This window comes from Streptomyces sp. NPDC059454 (assembly GCF_042749965.1).
GTDB lineage: Bacteria > Actinomycetota > Actinomycetes > Streptomycetales > Streptomycetaceae > Streptomyces.
In genome coordinates, this window is the sequence record NZ_JBHYVC010000022.1 from 43,734 (window position 1) to 56,605 (window position 12,872).

Genomic DNA, 12,872 nt, shown 5'->3' on the forward strand with positions numbered 1-12,872 from the left:
GATCGGCCTCGGGTACGGGCGGAGGCCCGAAGGCGCTTCCGCCTCGGGCCACTCGGCCGTACCGGTCCAGGACCGTCAGCGGGATCCGCACCTGCGAGGGGGCCGCCCGGAAGCATCCGTGCCCTTCGCACCGGGCGGTGGCGTCGCTGCACCGCGGGTGCGGGACTCACTCGTGCGGCGTGCACGGGCAGGTACGGCGCTCCGTACGCGCCGAGGCCCGGCGGCCCCTCGGAAGGGGCCGCCGGGCCTCGGGGAGACGCGGGGCGGGACTTACAGCCCCGCCGCCTTGCGCAGGGCGTCCACGCGGTCGGTGCGCTCCCAGGTGAAGTCGGGCAGCTCACGGCCGAAGTGGCCGTAGGCGGCGGTCTGGGCGTAGATCGGGCGCAGCAGGTCGAGGTCGCGGATGATCGCGGCCGGGCGGAGGTCGAAGACCTCGTCGATGGCCTTCTCGATCTTCTCGGTGTCGATCGTGGCGGTACCGAAGGTCTCGACGAACAGGCCGACCGGCTCGGCCTTGCCGATGGCGTAGGCCACCTGGACCTCGCAGCGGGAGGCGAGGCCGGCCGCGACGACGTTCTTGGCGACCCAGCGCATCGCGTACGCCGCCGAGCGGTCCACCTTGGACGGGTCCTTGCCGGAGAAGGCGCCGCCGCCGTGGCGGGCCATGCCGCCGTAGGTGTCGATAATGATCTTGCGGCCGGTGAGGCCGGCGTCGCCCATCGGGCCGCCGATCTCGAAGCGGCCGGTCGGGTTCACCAGCAGCCGGTACTGCTCGGTGTCGAGCTTGATGCCCTCGTCCAGGAGCGCCTTCAGCTCCGGCTCCACGACGAACTCGCGGATGTCGGGGGCGAGCAGCGACTCCAGGTCGATGTCGGAGGCGTGCTGGGAGGAGACGACCACGGTGTCCAGACGGACCGCCTTGTCGCCGTCGTACTCGATGGTGACCTGGGTCTTGCCGTCCGGGCGCAGGTAGGGGATGGTCCCGTTCTTGCGCACGTCGGACAGGCGCTTGGCCAGGCGGTGCGCGAGGAAGACCGGCAGCGGCATCAGCGTCGGCGTCTCGTCCGTCGCGTAGCCGAACATCAGGCCCTGGTCGCCGGCGCCCTGCCGGTCGAGCTCGTCGTCGTCGCCCTCCACGCGGGCCTCATAGGCTGCGTCGACGCCCTGCGCGATGTCCGGGGACTGCGCGCCGATCGACACCGACACGCCGCAGGAGGCGCCGTCGAAGCCCTTCTTCGAGGAGTCGTAGCCGATCTCCAGGATCTTGTTGCGCACCAGCGTCGCGATGTCCGCGTACGTCTTGGTGGTGACCTCACCGGCCACGTGCACCAGACCGGTGGTGATCAGGGTCTCGACGGCGACCCGGGAGGTCGGGTCCTCGCGGAGGAGCGCGTCGAGAATGGTGTCGCTGATCTGGTCAGCGATCTTGTCGGGGTGACCCTCGGTCACGGACTCCGAGGTGAACAGACGACGGGACACAACGCTCCCTGGGGTTGCAGCGGCTGCTGGCTGATCATTGGCGGACGGCGGGGGCTGCACCCGTACGCCGTCCGTGGAACAGTTTATCGGTCGCGCTTCGCCGCGGGCCCCCCTGTCTCGTCTCGCGAGAGCGCTGTGACCTGCGGCACGGGCATTCTGCCCATGCGGGGCGGGGTTGGCCAGAGGCGCCACGCCCCGAACGGGCGGGTTCCGGGGAACCGGACGACGAATGAATCACTCATCCGAGGCGTTCGGCCACCAGGTCCCACACGGTTTCGGCCAGGGCTTCCTTCGGGCCGTGCGCGACGGGGGTCTCGCTGCCGTCGGCGCCCAGCACCACGGCCTCGTTCTCCTCGGAGCCGAAGGTCTTGCGCTCCCCCACCTCGTTCACCACCAGCAGGTCACAGCCCTTGCGCTTCAGCTTGGCGCGGCCGTTGGCGAGCACGTCGTCGGTTTCGGCGGCGAAGCCGACGATCACCTGTCCGGCGCGCGCCCGGTCACCGGAGATCTCGGCGAGGATGTCCGGATTCCGCACCAGGGTGACGGGCTCGGGCTCCTGGTCGTCCTTTTTCTTGATCTTGCCGGTGGCGTAGGCGGCCGGCCGGAAGTCGGCGACGGCCGCGGCCATCACCACGGCGTCCGCGTCGGCGGCGGCGCCGAGGACGGCCTCGCGCAGCTCCACGGCGGTCCCGACCCGGACGAGGTCCACGCCCGCCGGGTCGGGCAGGGCGGTGTCGGCCGCGATCAGGGTGACGCGGGCGCCGCGGGCGGCGGCGGTGCGGGCGAGGGCGTAGCCCTGCTTGCCTGAGGAGCGGTTGCCGAGGAAACGGACGGGGTCGAGGGGCTCGCGGGTGCCTCCGGCGCTGACGACGACGTGCCGGCCCCGGAGGTCGGGCTCGGTGACGCCGCGGGCCAGCACCCGGCGGCAGACCTCGAAGATCTCACCCGGGTCGGGCAGCCGGCCCTTGCCGGTGTCGACGCCGGTGAGACGGCCGACGGCCGGTTCGATCACGACGGCGCCGCGGCGGCGCAGGGTGGCCACGTTCTCCCGGGTGGCCGGGTGCTCCCACATCTCGGTGTGCATGGCGGGGGCGAAGACCACCGGGCAGCGGGCGGTGAGCAGGGTGTTGGTGAGCAGGTCGTCGGCCAGGCCGTGGGCCGCCTTGGCCAGCATGTCCGCGGTGGCGGGGGCGACGACCACCAGGTCCGCGTGCTGCCCGATGCGCACGTGCGGCACCTCGTGGACGTCGTCCCAGACCTCGGTGGAGACCGGATTGCCGGAGAGCGCGGACCACGTGGCGGCGCCGACGAAGTGCAGCGCGGAGGCGGTGGGGACGACCCGGACGTCGTGTCCCGACTCCGTCAGCCGCCTGAGCAGCTCACAGGCCTTGTACGCGGCGATGCCGCCACTGACCCCCAGAACGACCTTCGGCTTGTCCACCGTCTCTCCCCGGATTTCGGAAATGTGCGACCACCCCCATGAGACACCACAGGCCCGGCAACGTGCTGCCGGGCCTGTGGAAAAGTCAGCTGCAATCAGCTGGTACGACTTACCGACCGATTACTGACCGGGGCCTTCGACCGCCTCGGAGGTCAGCAGGCCCGCGTTGATCTCGCGCAGGGCGATCGAGAGCGGCTTCTCGTGGACGTGGGTGTCGACGAGGGGACCCACGTACTCGAGCAGGCCCTCACCGAGCTGCGAGTAGTACGCGTTGATCTGGCGGGCCCGCTTGGCCGCGTAGATCACGAGGCTGTACTTCGAGTCCGTGGCCTCGAGGAGCTCGTCGATCGGCGGGTTGATGATGCCCTCGGGCGCGGAGATGGAAGAGGACACGCTCTACCTTCCGATGGATGGGAAAGATTCAGTCGGCGTGACCGGTGAACGATTGCTCACGATCACACGACGTTCATCAAGGCTAGCAGCTCGCGGGCCACGTCCTCGACGGCGGTGTTGACCAGGGTGGTGTCGAACTCCGGCTCGGCCGCCAGCTCGGTCTTCGCGGCACCCAGCCGGCGCTCGATGACCTCGGGCGACTCGGTGCCCCGGCCCGTGAGTCTGCGCACGAGCTCCTCCCAGGAGGGAGGAGCCAGGAACACCAGCTGAGCCTCGGCCATGGACTCACGGACCTGCCGCGCGCCCTGGAGGTCGATCTCCAGCAGCACGGGCACACCCGCCTCCAGGTGCTCCAGCACCGCCGCGCGGGGGGTGCCGTAACGGTTGCCGGCGAACTCGGCCCACTCCAGCAGCTCGCCGTTGGCGATCAGCTTGTCCATCTCCTCGTCGGTGACGAAGAAGTAGTGGACTCCGTGCTGCTCCCCGGGGCGGGGCGTACGGGTCGTCGCCGACACCGAGAGCCAGACCTCGGGGTGTTCCTTGCGCATATGGGCGACGACCGTGCTCTTGCCGACCCCGGAAGGGCCGGAGAGCACGGTCAGCCGCGGACGTTCAGTCATGCAGCGATTATTCCAGCAATCACGGGATGTCCGGGACGCAGGCCCCGGACTGGCCCGTACTCAGGAACCGGTGCTGCCGAACTCGCGCTCCAGGGAGGCGATCTGGTTGGAACCGAGACCACGCACGCGGCGGCTCTCGGAGATGCCCAGTCGCTCCATGATCTGCTTGGCGCGGACCTTGCCCACGCCCGGCAGGGACTCGAGCAGGGCGGAGACCTTCATCTTGCCGATGACGTCGTTCTCCTGGCCCTGCTTGATGACCTCGTGAAGGGAGGCGCCGGAGTGCTTGAGTCGATTCTTGACCTCGGCCCGCTCCCGGCGAGCCGCGGCGGCCTTTTCGAGCGCGGCTGCGCGCTGTTCAGGGGTAAGGGGCGGAAGAGCCACGCCTACGTCACCTCGGATGTCGAACTGTCGGATACGGACCGGTGAGGAACCTAGTCGCCCCACACCAGGGGAGCCACGAGCCACACACTCGCCCGTTCACTCTCCGTCGGAGACTAGCGGCCAACTCCGCCGGAGTCAGCGAGAACTGCGGAAAAGTCCTGGTCAGCCTTCGTCAGGACGGACATTTAAGACATATTCCCCTGGATTTGAGGATGTATCCAGAGTCCGACGACCACGGATTCCCTCGTCGGCCGCTTCAGGCCGGCGTCACGGCGGCCCTGATCTCCTCCGCGAACCGCTCCGCGGCGTCACGCAGAGCGACCGCGCGGGGACCGTGGCGCAACACTCCCCGGCTGACGTTCGGTACGACATTGCGCACCGCGCCGCCGAAGACCGCCGGAAGATCGGCCGCCGTGGCACCCTGCGCGCCGATACCGGGCGCGAGGATCGGCCCGCCCATGTCCAGGTCGTACGAGGAGAGGTCGCCGAGCGTCGCGCCGACCACCGCGCCGAAGGATCCGAGCGGCTCCTCCCCGGCGTTCTCGACGGCCAGGTGCCCGAGCACGGTCGCCCCGACGGTGCGCCCGTCGGGGCGGATCGCGTGCTGGACCTCGCCGCCCTCCGGGTTGGACGTCAGCGCCAGCACGAACAGCCCGGTGCCGGTCTCCCGGGCCAGCGCGACGGCCGGGCTCAGCGAGCCGTAGCCGAGGTACGGCGAGACGGTGAGCGCGTCGGAGAACAGGGGAGCGTCCTTGTGCAGGAAGGACTCGGCGTAGGCGGCCATGGTGGAGCCGATGTCGCCGCGCTTGGCGTCCATGACGACCAGCGCCCCGGCCTCCCGCGCCTCGCGCACCGTCGTCTCCAGGACGGCGACCCCGCGCGAGCCGAAGCGCTCGAAGAAGGCGCTCTGCGGCTTGAGCACCGCGGTCCGGTCGGCCAGCGCCTCGACGACCGTGCGGCTGAACCGCTCCAGGCCCGTGACGTCGTCGCTCAGGCCCCACTCGGCGAGCAGGGAGGCGTGCGGGTCGATGCCCACGCACAGCGGGCCCCGCTCGTCCATCGCGCGGCGCAGCCGCGCGCCGAAGGGTTCCGGGCCGGTCATACCGTCGTCCTCACGTCGGCGCCCACCGCGTCGGCGAGCGTGGCGTACGGGCTGGTGCGCAGCCGCGCGGCGAGCCCCTTGTGCATGGCGCGGCCCCAGAAGGGGCCTTCGTAGATGAAGGCGCTGTATCCCTGGACCAGCGTGGCACCGGCCAGGATGCGCTGCCAGGCGTCCTCGGCGTTCTCGATGCCGCCGACGCCGACCAGGGTGATCCGGTCGCCCACGCGCGCGTAGAGGCGGCGCAGCACGTCCAGGGAGCGCGCCTTGAGGGGGGCGCCGGAGAGGCCGCCGGTCTCCTGGCCGAGGGCGGGTGAGGACGTCAGACCGAGTCCCTCGCGCGCGATGGTGGTGTTGGTGGCGATGATCCCGTCCAGGCCGAGTTCCACGGCGAGGTCGCCGACCGCGTCGACGTCCTCGTCGGCGAGGTCGGGGGCGATCTTCACCAGCAGCGGCACCCGGCGGGCCGGGACGGTCCGGTCGGCGGCCTCGCGGACGGCGGCGAGCAGCGGGCGCAGGTGGTCCACGGCCTGGAGGTCGCGCAGTCCGGGTGTGTTCGGGGAGGAGACGTTGACGACCAGGTAGTCGGCGTACGGCGCCAGCCGCTCGGCGGACTTCACGTAGTCGGCGACGGCCTCGGCCTCCGGTACGGCCTTGGTCTTGCCGATGTTGACGCCGACGACCGTCCTGAAGACGGGCGTGCGGGAGGCCAGGCGGGCCGCGACGGCGAGCGACCCCTCGTTGTTGAAGCCCATGCGGTTGATCAGGGCCCGGTCGGCGACCAGACGGAACAGCCGCTTCCCGGGGTTGCCGGGCTGCGGCTCCCCGGTCACCGTGCCGATCTCGACGTGGTCGAATCCGAGCATCGCCATGCCGTCGACGCCGACGGCGTTCTTGTCGAAGCCGGCGGCGAGGCCGAAGGGGCTGTGCAGGCGCAGCCCGAGGGCCTCGGTGCGCAGCTCCTTGTGGCGGGGGGCGAGCACGGCGGCGACGAAGGTGCGCAGGCCGGGGACGCGCGCGACCAGGCGGATCCAGCGGAAGGCCAGGTGGTGGGCCTGCTCCGGGTCCATCCGCCGGAAGAGCAGAATGAAGAGAATCTTGTACATGGTGTCCTCGTGAAGAGGGGGACACCGTTTCCGGTGTCCCCCTGGGAGCTGCTAGTCGCGGGCCGCGGTCAGATGTTCCGCGTGTTCCTGGAGTGAGCGGACGCCCACGTCACCGCGGTTGAGCGCGTCGATGCCCTGGACCGCGGCGGCGAGCGCCTGGACCGTCGTCAGGCAGGGTACGGACCGTGCCACGGCGGCCGTACGGATGTCGTAGCCGTCGAGGCGGCCACCGGTGCCGTACGGGGTGTTGACGATGAGGTCGACCTCGCCGTCGTGGATGAGCTGGACGATGGTCTTCTCGCCGTTCGGACCGGTGCCCTCGGACTGCTTGCGCACCACGGTGGCGCTGATGCCGTTGCGCCGGAGGACCTCGGCGGTGCCGGAGGTGGCCATCAGCTCGAAGCCGTGGGCGACCAGCTCGCGCGCGGGGAAGATCATCGAGCGCTTGTCGCGGTTGGCGACCGAGATGAAGGCGCGGCCCTTGGTGGGCAGCGGTCCGTAGGCGCCGGCCTGCGACTTGGCGTACGCCGTGCCGAAGACGGAGTCGATGCCCATGACCTCGCCGGTGGAGCGCATCTCCGGGCCGAGGACGGTGTCGACGCCGCGGCCGTGGATGTCCCGGAAGCGGGACCACGGCATCACGGCCTCCTTGACGGAGATCGGCGCGTCCAGCGGCAGCTCGCCGCCGTCGCCGTTCGCCGGGAGCAGGCCCTCGGCGCGCAGTTCGGCGACGGTGGCGCCCAGCGAGATCCGCGCGGCGGCCTTCGCCAGCGGCACCGCGGTCGCCTTCGAGGTGAAGGGGACGGTGCGCGAGGCGCGCGGGTTGGCCTCCAGCACGTAGAGGATGTCCCCGGCCAGCGCGAACTGGATGTTGATCAGACCGCGCACGCCGACACCGCGCGCGATGGCCTCCGTGGAGGCGCGCAGCCGCTTGATGTCGAAGCCGCCCAGCGTGATCGGGGGCAGGGCGCACGCCGAGTCGCCGGAGTGGATGCCGGCCTCCTCGATGTGCTCCATGACGCCGCCGAGGTAGAGCTCCTCGCCGTCGTACAGGGCGTCCACGTCGATCTCTATGGCGTCGTCGAGGAAGCGGTCGACCAGGACCGGCCGGGAGGGGCTGATCTCCGTGGACTCGGCGATGTAGGACTCCAGCCGGGTCTCGTCGTAGACGATCTCCATGCCGCGTCCGCCGAGCACGTAGGACGGGCGGACGAGGACCGGGTAGCCGATCTCGTCGGCGATGGCCTTGGCCTCGGCGAAGGTGGTGGCGGTGCCGTGCTTGGGGGCCGGCAGGCCGGCCTCCGCCAGGACCCGGCCGAAGGCGCCGCGGTCCTCGGCGGCGTGGATGGCCTCCGGGGAGGTGCCGACGATCGGCACGCCGTTGTCCTTCAGCGCCTGCGCCAGGCCCAGCGGAGTCTGGCCGCCGAGCTGGACGACGACGCCCGCGACCGGTCCGGCCTGCCGCTCGGCGTGGACGATCTCCAGCACGTCCTCCAGGGTGAGCGGCTCGAAGTACAGCCGGTCGGAGGTGTCGTAGTCCGTGGAGACGGTCTCCGGGTTGCAGTTGACCATCACGGTCTCGTACCCGGCGTCGCTCAGCGCGAAGGAGGCGTGGACGCAGGAGTAGTCGAACTCGATGCCCTGGCCGATGCGGTTGGGGCCGGAGCCCAGGATGATGACGGCCGGCTTCTCGCGCGGCGCGACCTCGGTCTCCTCGTCGTAGGAGGAGTAGAAGTACGGCGTCCTCGCGGCGAACTCGGCGGCGCAGGTGTCGACCGTCTTGTAGACCGGGCGGATGCCGAGCGCGTGCCGGACCTCCCGGACGACGTCCTCGCGCAGGCCGCGGATCTCGCCGATCTGCTGGTCGGAGAAGCCGTGCCGCTTGGCCTCCGCGAGCAGCTCGCGGGTCAGCTCGGGGGCGGCGGCCAGCTCGTCGGCGGTCTCCTTGATCAGGAAGAGCTGGTCGACGAACCAGGGGTCGATCTTCGTGTACTCGAAGACCTCCTCCGGCGTGGCGCCCGCGCGGATGGCCTGCATGACGGCGTTGATCCGGCCGTCGGTCGGCCGGACGGCCTCGCGCAGCAGCTCGCTCTTGTCGCCGGGCTCGCCGACGAAGGTGAACTGGCTGCCCTTCTTCTCCAGCGAACGCAGCGCCTTCTGGAAGGCCTCGGTGAAGTTGCGGCCGATGGCCATGGCCTCGCCGACCGACTTCATGGTGGTGGTGAGGGTGGAGTCGGCGCTCGGGAACTTCTCGAAGGCGAACCGGGGGGCCTTCACGACCACGTAGTCGAGCGTCGGCTCGAAGGAGGCCGGGGTCTCCTGCGTGATGTCGTTGGGGATCTCGTCGAGGGTGTAGCCGACGGCGAGCTTGGCGGCGATCTTGGCGATCGGGAAACCGGTCGCCTTGGAGGCGAGCGCCGAGGACCGCGACACGCGCGGGTTCATCTCGATGACGATGACCCGGCCGTCCTCGGGGTTCACCGCGAACTGGATGTTGCAGCCGCCGGTGTCGACGCCGACCTCGCGGATGATCGCGATGCCGACGTCGCGCAGCACCTGGTACTCGCGGTCGGTCAGCGTCATCGCGGGCGCGACGGTGATCGAGTCGCCGGTGTGCACGCCCATGGGGTCGAAGTTCTCGATGGAGCAGACGACCACGACGTTGTCGTTCTTGTCGCGCATCAGCTCCAGCTCGTACTCCTTCCAGCCGAGGATGGACTCCTCCAGGAGCACCTCGGTGGTCGGCGAGAGGGTGAGGCCCTGGCCGGCGATGCGGCGCAGCTCCTCCTCGTCGTGCGCGAAGCCGGAACCGGCGCCGCCCATGGTGAAGGACGGGCGGACGACGACCGGGTAGCCGCCGAGCTCCTCGACGCCCTTGAGGACGTCGTCCATGGAGTGGCAGATGTGGGACCGGGCGGACTCGCCGTGGCCGATCTTCTTGCGGACCTCCTCGACGACCTCCTTGAACAGGTCGCGGTCCTCGCCCTTGTTGATGGCCTCGACGTTGGCGCCGATCAGCTCGACGCCGTACTTGTCGAGGACGCCGTTGGCGTGCAGGGAGATCGCGGTGTTGAGGGCCGTCTGGCCGCCCAGGGTGGGCAGCAGGGCGTCGGGCCGCTCCTTGGCGATGATCTTCTCGACGAACTCGGGGGTGATCGGCTCGACGTAGGTGGCGTCGGCGATCTCCGGGTCGGTCATGATCGTCGCCGGGTTGGAGTTCACCAGGACGACGCGCAGGCCCTCGGCCTTGAGGACGCGGCACGCCTGGGTGCCGGAGTAGTCGAACTCGGCGGCCTGGCCGATGACGATCGGACCGGAGCCGATGACCAGGACGGACTGGATATCGGTGCGCTTAGGCACGCTGGCCCTCCATCGGGACTGTGCTCATCAAAGACGTGAAGCGGTCGAACAGGTAGGCGGCGTCGTGCGGGCCCGCCGCCGCTTCGGGGTGGTACTGGACGCTGAAGGCCGGGCGGTCGAGCAGCCGGAGGCCCTCCACCACGTTGTCGTTCAGGCACACGTGGGACACCTCGGCGCGGCCGAACGGGGTGTCGGAGACCTTGTCCAGCGGGGCGTCGACGGCGAAGCCGTGGTTGTGCGCGGTGACCTCGACCTTGCCGGTCGTACGGTCCTGCACCGGCTGGTTGATGCCGCGGTGGCCGTACTTCAGCTTGAAGGTGCCGAAGCCGAGCGCGCGGCCCAGGATCTGGTTGCCGAAGCAGATGCCGAACAGCGGGGTGCCGCGCTCCAGGACCGCCCGCATCAGGGCGACCGGGTGGTCGGCGGTGGCGGGGTCGCCGGGGCCGTTGGAGAAGAACACGCCGTCCGGGTTCACGGCGTAGACGTCGTCCACGGTCGCCGTGGCCGGCAGGACGTGCACCTCGATGCCGCGTTCGGCCATGCGCTGCGGGGTCATGCCCTTGATGCCGAGGTCGACGGCGGCGACGGTGAACTTCTTCTCGCCGATCGCGGGGACCACGTACGGCTCGGTGGTGGCGACCTCGGCGGACAGGTCGGCGCCCTCCATCTCGGGCGCTTCCTTGACGCGGGCCAGCAGGGCGGCGTCGTCGCGCACGGCGTCGCCGCTGAAGATGCCGACGCGCATGGCGCCGCGCTCGCGCAGGTGCCGGGTGAGCGCGCGGGTGTCGATGCCGCTGATGCCGACGACGCCCTGCGCGTCGAGCTCCTCGTCCAGCGAGCGCCGGGAGCGCCAGTTGGAGGGCGTGCGCGCGGGGTCGCGCACGACGTAGCCGGAGACCCAGATCCGCTTCGACTCGGCGTCCTCGTCGTTGACGCCGGTGTTGCCGACGTGCGGGGCGGTCATCACCACGACCTGGCGGTGGTACGACGGGTCGGTGAGGGTCTCCTGGTAGCCGGTCATGCCGGTGGAGAACACCGCTTCGCCGAAGGTCTCCCCCACCGCCCCGTAGGCACGACCGCGGAAGATCCGGCCGTCCTCCAGGACGAGTACGGCGGGAACCTTGGTGGTTCCCCTGGTGGAGGTTGTCATCGTGCGCCTTCCGTCTTGTTGATCATCTGGTTCAGGGCCTCGGCCCATTCGTTGTGCTCGGCCGCGTGGTCGGAGCGGAAACCGGAGTCGATCAGCCGGTCGCCGTGCGCCCAGGTGACGACCAGCAGGCCGCCCTCGGTGAGGACCTTGCCGGCGATGCCCTTGTCGAGCCGGGCCCCGCGCAGCGCGTGGGCCGGGACGAAGAAGTCGTTCGCACCGGGTCGTACGACGTCCAGTCCGGCGTCCGTCAGCGTGAGCTCGGCCCGGCTACGGGTGCCCAGACCGTGCGCCACGATGCGGTCGAGCCACTGACCGGCGGTGGTGGAGCCGTGGTAACGGCCGCTCATCGTCAGTTTCGCCGGACCGGGGTCGTCCGGCGCGCCCGGCAGCTCGGGCAGGTCGCCCTGGAGCGTGCCGCGCCACTTCCAGCCCTCGCGCATCAGCCAGTAGACGAGCGCCACGAAGAGGGCGAGTCCGACGACCCAGCCGATCCGGGCGGCCCAGTCGGTCACTTCCGCCGATTCCTTCTCGGCGGCCAGCAGGAGTACAGGTGTCACGTGAGCTTCCCGTCGACGAGCGTGGCCTTGCCCCGGAGCCAGGTGTGCGTGACACGGCCCGGCAGCTCGCGGCCCTCGTACGGGGTGTTGCGGCTGCGCGAGGCGAAGCCCGCGGGGTCCACAAGGCCACGGTATGCCGAGTCGACGAGGGTGAGGTTGGCGGGCTCACCTGCCGAGACGGGGCGGCCGTGGCCCTCGGCCCGTCCGATGCGCGCGGGTGTGAAGGACATGCGGTCGGCGACGCCGGCCCAGTCCAGCAGACCCGTGTCGACCATGGTCTCCTGCACCACTGACAGCGCGGTCTCCAGGCCGACCATGCCCATGGCGGCGGCGGCCCACTCGCAGTCCTTGTCCTCGTGCGGGTGCGGGGCGTGGTCGGTGGCGACGATGTCGATCGTGCCGTCGGCGAGCGCCTCGCGCAGCGCCATGACGTCCCGCTCGGTGCGCAGCGGCGGGTTGACCTTGTAGACCGGGTTGTACGACCGGACCAGCTCGTCGGTGAGGAGCAGGTGGTGCGGGGTGACCTCGGCGGTGACGCGGATGCCGCGGGACTTGGCCCAGCGAACGATCTCGACGCTGCCGGCGGTCGACAGGTGGCAGATGTGGACGCGGGAGCCGACGTGCTCGGCGAGCAGCACGTCCCGCGCGATCACCGACTCCTCGGCGACGGCCGGCCAGCCGCCGAGCCCCAGCTCGGCGGAGACGACGCCCTCGTTCATCTCGGCGCCCTCGGTCAGCCGCGGCTCCTGTGCGTGCTGGGCGACGACCCCGTCGAAGGCCTTCACGTACTCCAGGGCGCGGCGCATGATCACGGCGTCGTGGACGCACTTGCCGTCGTCGGAGAAGACGGTGACGCCGGCCGCGGACTCGTGCATGGCGCCCAGCTCGGCGAGCTTCTTCCCCTCCAGGCCGACGGTGACGGCGCCGATGGGCTGCACGTCGCAGTAGCCGGACTCCTGGCCGAGCCGCCAGACCTGCTCGACGACGCCGGCGGTGTCGGCGACCGGGAAGGTGTTGGCCATGGCGAAGACGCTGGTGTAGCCGCCGCTCGCCGCCGCGCGGGTGCCGGTCAGCACGGTCTCGGAGTCCTCACGGCCGGGCTCGCGCAGGTGGGTGTGCAGGTCGACCAGGCCGGGCAGCAGGACCTTGCCGTCGGCCTCGACGACCTCCGCGCCCTCGGCGGGCAGGTTCTGGCCGACCGCCTCGATGACGGAGCCGTCGATCAGTACGTCCTGCGGCTCGCCACCGAGCACCCTCGCACCACGGATCAGGATCTTGCTCAT

11 protein-coding genes are annotated in these 12,872 nt (G+C 70.7%); all 11 read right to left on the reverse strand.

Translation table 11 applies throughout. The features are described from left to right. Positions 1–270: 270 nt before the first annotated feature. Entirely contained in the window at positions 271–1,479 is a 1,209-nt protein-coding gene (gene metK, locus ACFXAE_RS17505; RefSeq protein WP_384714934.1) for a methionine adenosyltransferase, read from the reverse strand. 238 nt (positions 1,480–1,717) lie between these two features. Further along, positions 1,718–2,920: a bifunctional phosphopantothenoylcysteine decarboxylase/phosphopantothenate--cysteine ligase CoaBC gene (gene coaBC, locus ACFXAE_RS17510; RefSeq protein WP_384714937.1), complete on the reverse strand. Its 1,203-nt coding sequence runs from the start codon at positions 2,918–2,920 to the stop codon at positions 1,718–1,720. Positions 2,921–3,040: 120 nt separating this feature from the next. Then, on the reverse strand, positions 3,041–3,313 hold the full coding sequence (rpoZ, locus tag ACFXAE_RS17515; protein ID WP_004933985.1) for a DNA-directed RNA polymerase subunit omega: 273 nt from the start codon (positions 3,311–3,313) through the stop codon (positions 3,041–3,043). A 62-nt stretch (positions 3,314–3,375) separates the two neighbouring features. Continuing rightward, positions 3,376–3,933 carry a guanylate kinase gene (gene gmk, locus ACFXAE_RS17520; RefSeq protein ID WP_384714940.1) on the reverse strand — a complete coding sequence of 186 codons (558 nt, stop codon included), beginning with the start codon at positions 3,931–3,933 and terminating at the stop codon, positions 3,376–3,378. Positions 3,934–3,993: 60 nt separating this feature from the next. Next, positions 3,994–4,317, reverse strand: a complete 324-nt coding sequence (locus ACFXAE_RS17525) for an integration host factor (RefSeq protein WP_003977346.1) — start codon at positions 4,315–4,317, stop codon at positions 3,994–3,996. Positions 4,318–4,573: 256 nt separating this feature from the next. Next, the gene (gene pyrF, locus ACFXAE_RS17530) at positions 4,574–5,419 is read right to left on the reverse strand and encodes an orotidine-5'-phosphate decarboxylase (RefSeq protein ID WP_384714943.1); all 846 of its coding nucleotides are present in this window, start codon (positions 5,417–5,419) and stop codon (positions 4,574–4,576) included. Beyond that, complete coding sequence (locus ACFXAE_RS17535) at positions 5,416–6,522, reverse strand: quinone-dependent dihydroorotate dehydrogenase (protein WP_384714946.1); 1,107 nt, start codon at positions 6,520–6,522, stop codon at positions 5,416–5,418. The genes pyrF and ACFXAE_RS17535 overlap by 4 nt, the downstream gene beginning before the upstream one ends. 51 nt (positions 6,523–6,573) lie before the next feature. Then, positions 6,574–9,882 (reverse strand): carbamoyl-phosphate synthase large subunit, encoded by a 3,309-nt coding sequence (gene carB / locus ACFXAE_RS17540; RefSeq protein WP_384714949.1) that lies wholly within the window; start codon positions 9,880–9,882, stop codon positions 6,574–6,576. After that, on the reverse strand, positions 9,875–11,032 hold the full coding sequence (gene carA / locus ACFXAE_RS17545; RefSeq protein ID WP_384714952.1) for a glutamine-hydrolyzing carbamoyl-phosphate synthase small subunit: 1,158 nt from the start codon (positions 11,030–11,032) through the stop codon (positions 9,875–9,877). Before carA ends, carB begins: the two co-directional genes overlap by 8 nt. Continuing rightward, complete coding sequence (locus ACFXAE_RS17550) at positions 11,029–11,589, reverse strand: hypothetical protein (RefSeq protein WP_384714955.1); 561 nt, start codon at positions 11,587–11,589, stop codon at positions 11,029–11,031. The genes carA and ACFXAE_RS17550 overlap by 4 nt, the downstream gene beginning before the upstream one ends. Beyond that, positions 11,586–12,872: a dihydroorotase gene (locus ACFXAE_RS17555; protein WP_384714958.1), complete on the reverse strand. Its 1,287-nt coding sequence runs from the start codon at positions 12,870–12,872 to the stop codon at positions 11,586–11,588. The genes ACFXAE_RS17550 and ACFXAE_RS17555 overlap by 4 nt, the downstream gene beginning before the upstream one ends.

Coding starts and splice junctions, on each gene's coding strand:
- ACFXAE_RS17555 (WP_384714958.1), bottom strand. CDS start 12,872: ATGAGCAAGATCCTGATCCGTGGTGCGAGGGTGCTCGGTGGCGAGCCG.
- ACFXAE_RS17535 (WP_384714946.1), bottom strand. CDS start 6,522: ATGTACAAGATTCTCTTCATTCTGCTCTTCCGGCGGATGGACCCGGAG.
- carA (WP_384714952.1), bottom strand. CDS start 11,032: ATGACAACCTCCACCAGGGGAACCACCAAGGTTCCCGCCGTACTCGTC.
- pyrF (WP_384714943.1), bottom strand. CDS start 5,419: ATGACCGGCCCGGAACCCTTCGGCGCGCGGCTGCGCCGCGCGATGGAC.
- gmk (WP_384714940.1), bottom strand. CDS start 3,933: ATGACTGAACGTCCGCGGCTGACCGTGCTCTCCGGCCCTTCCGGGGTC.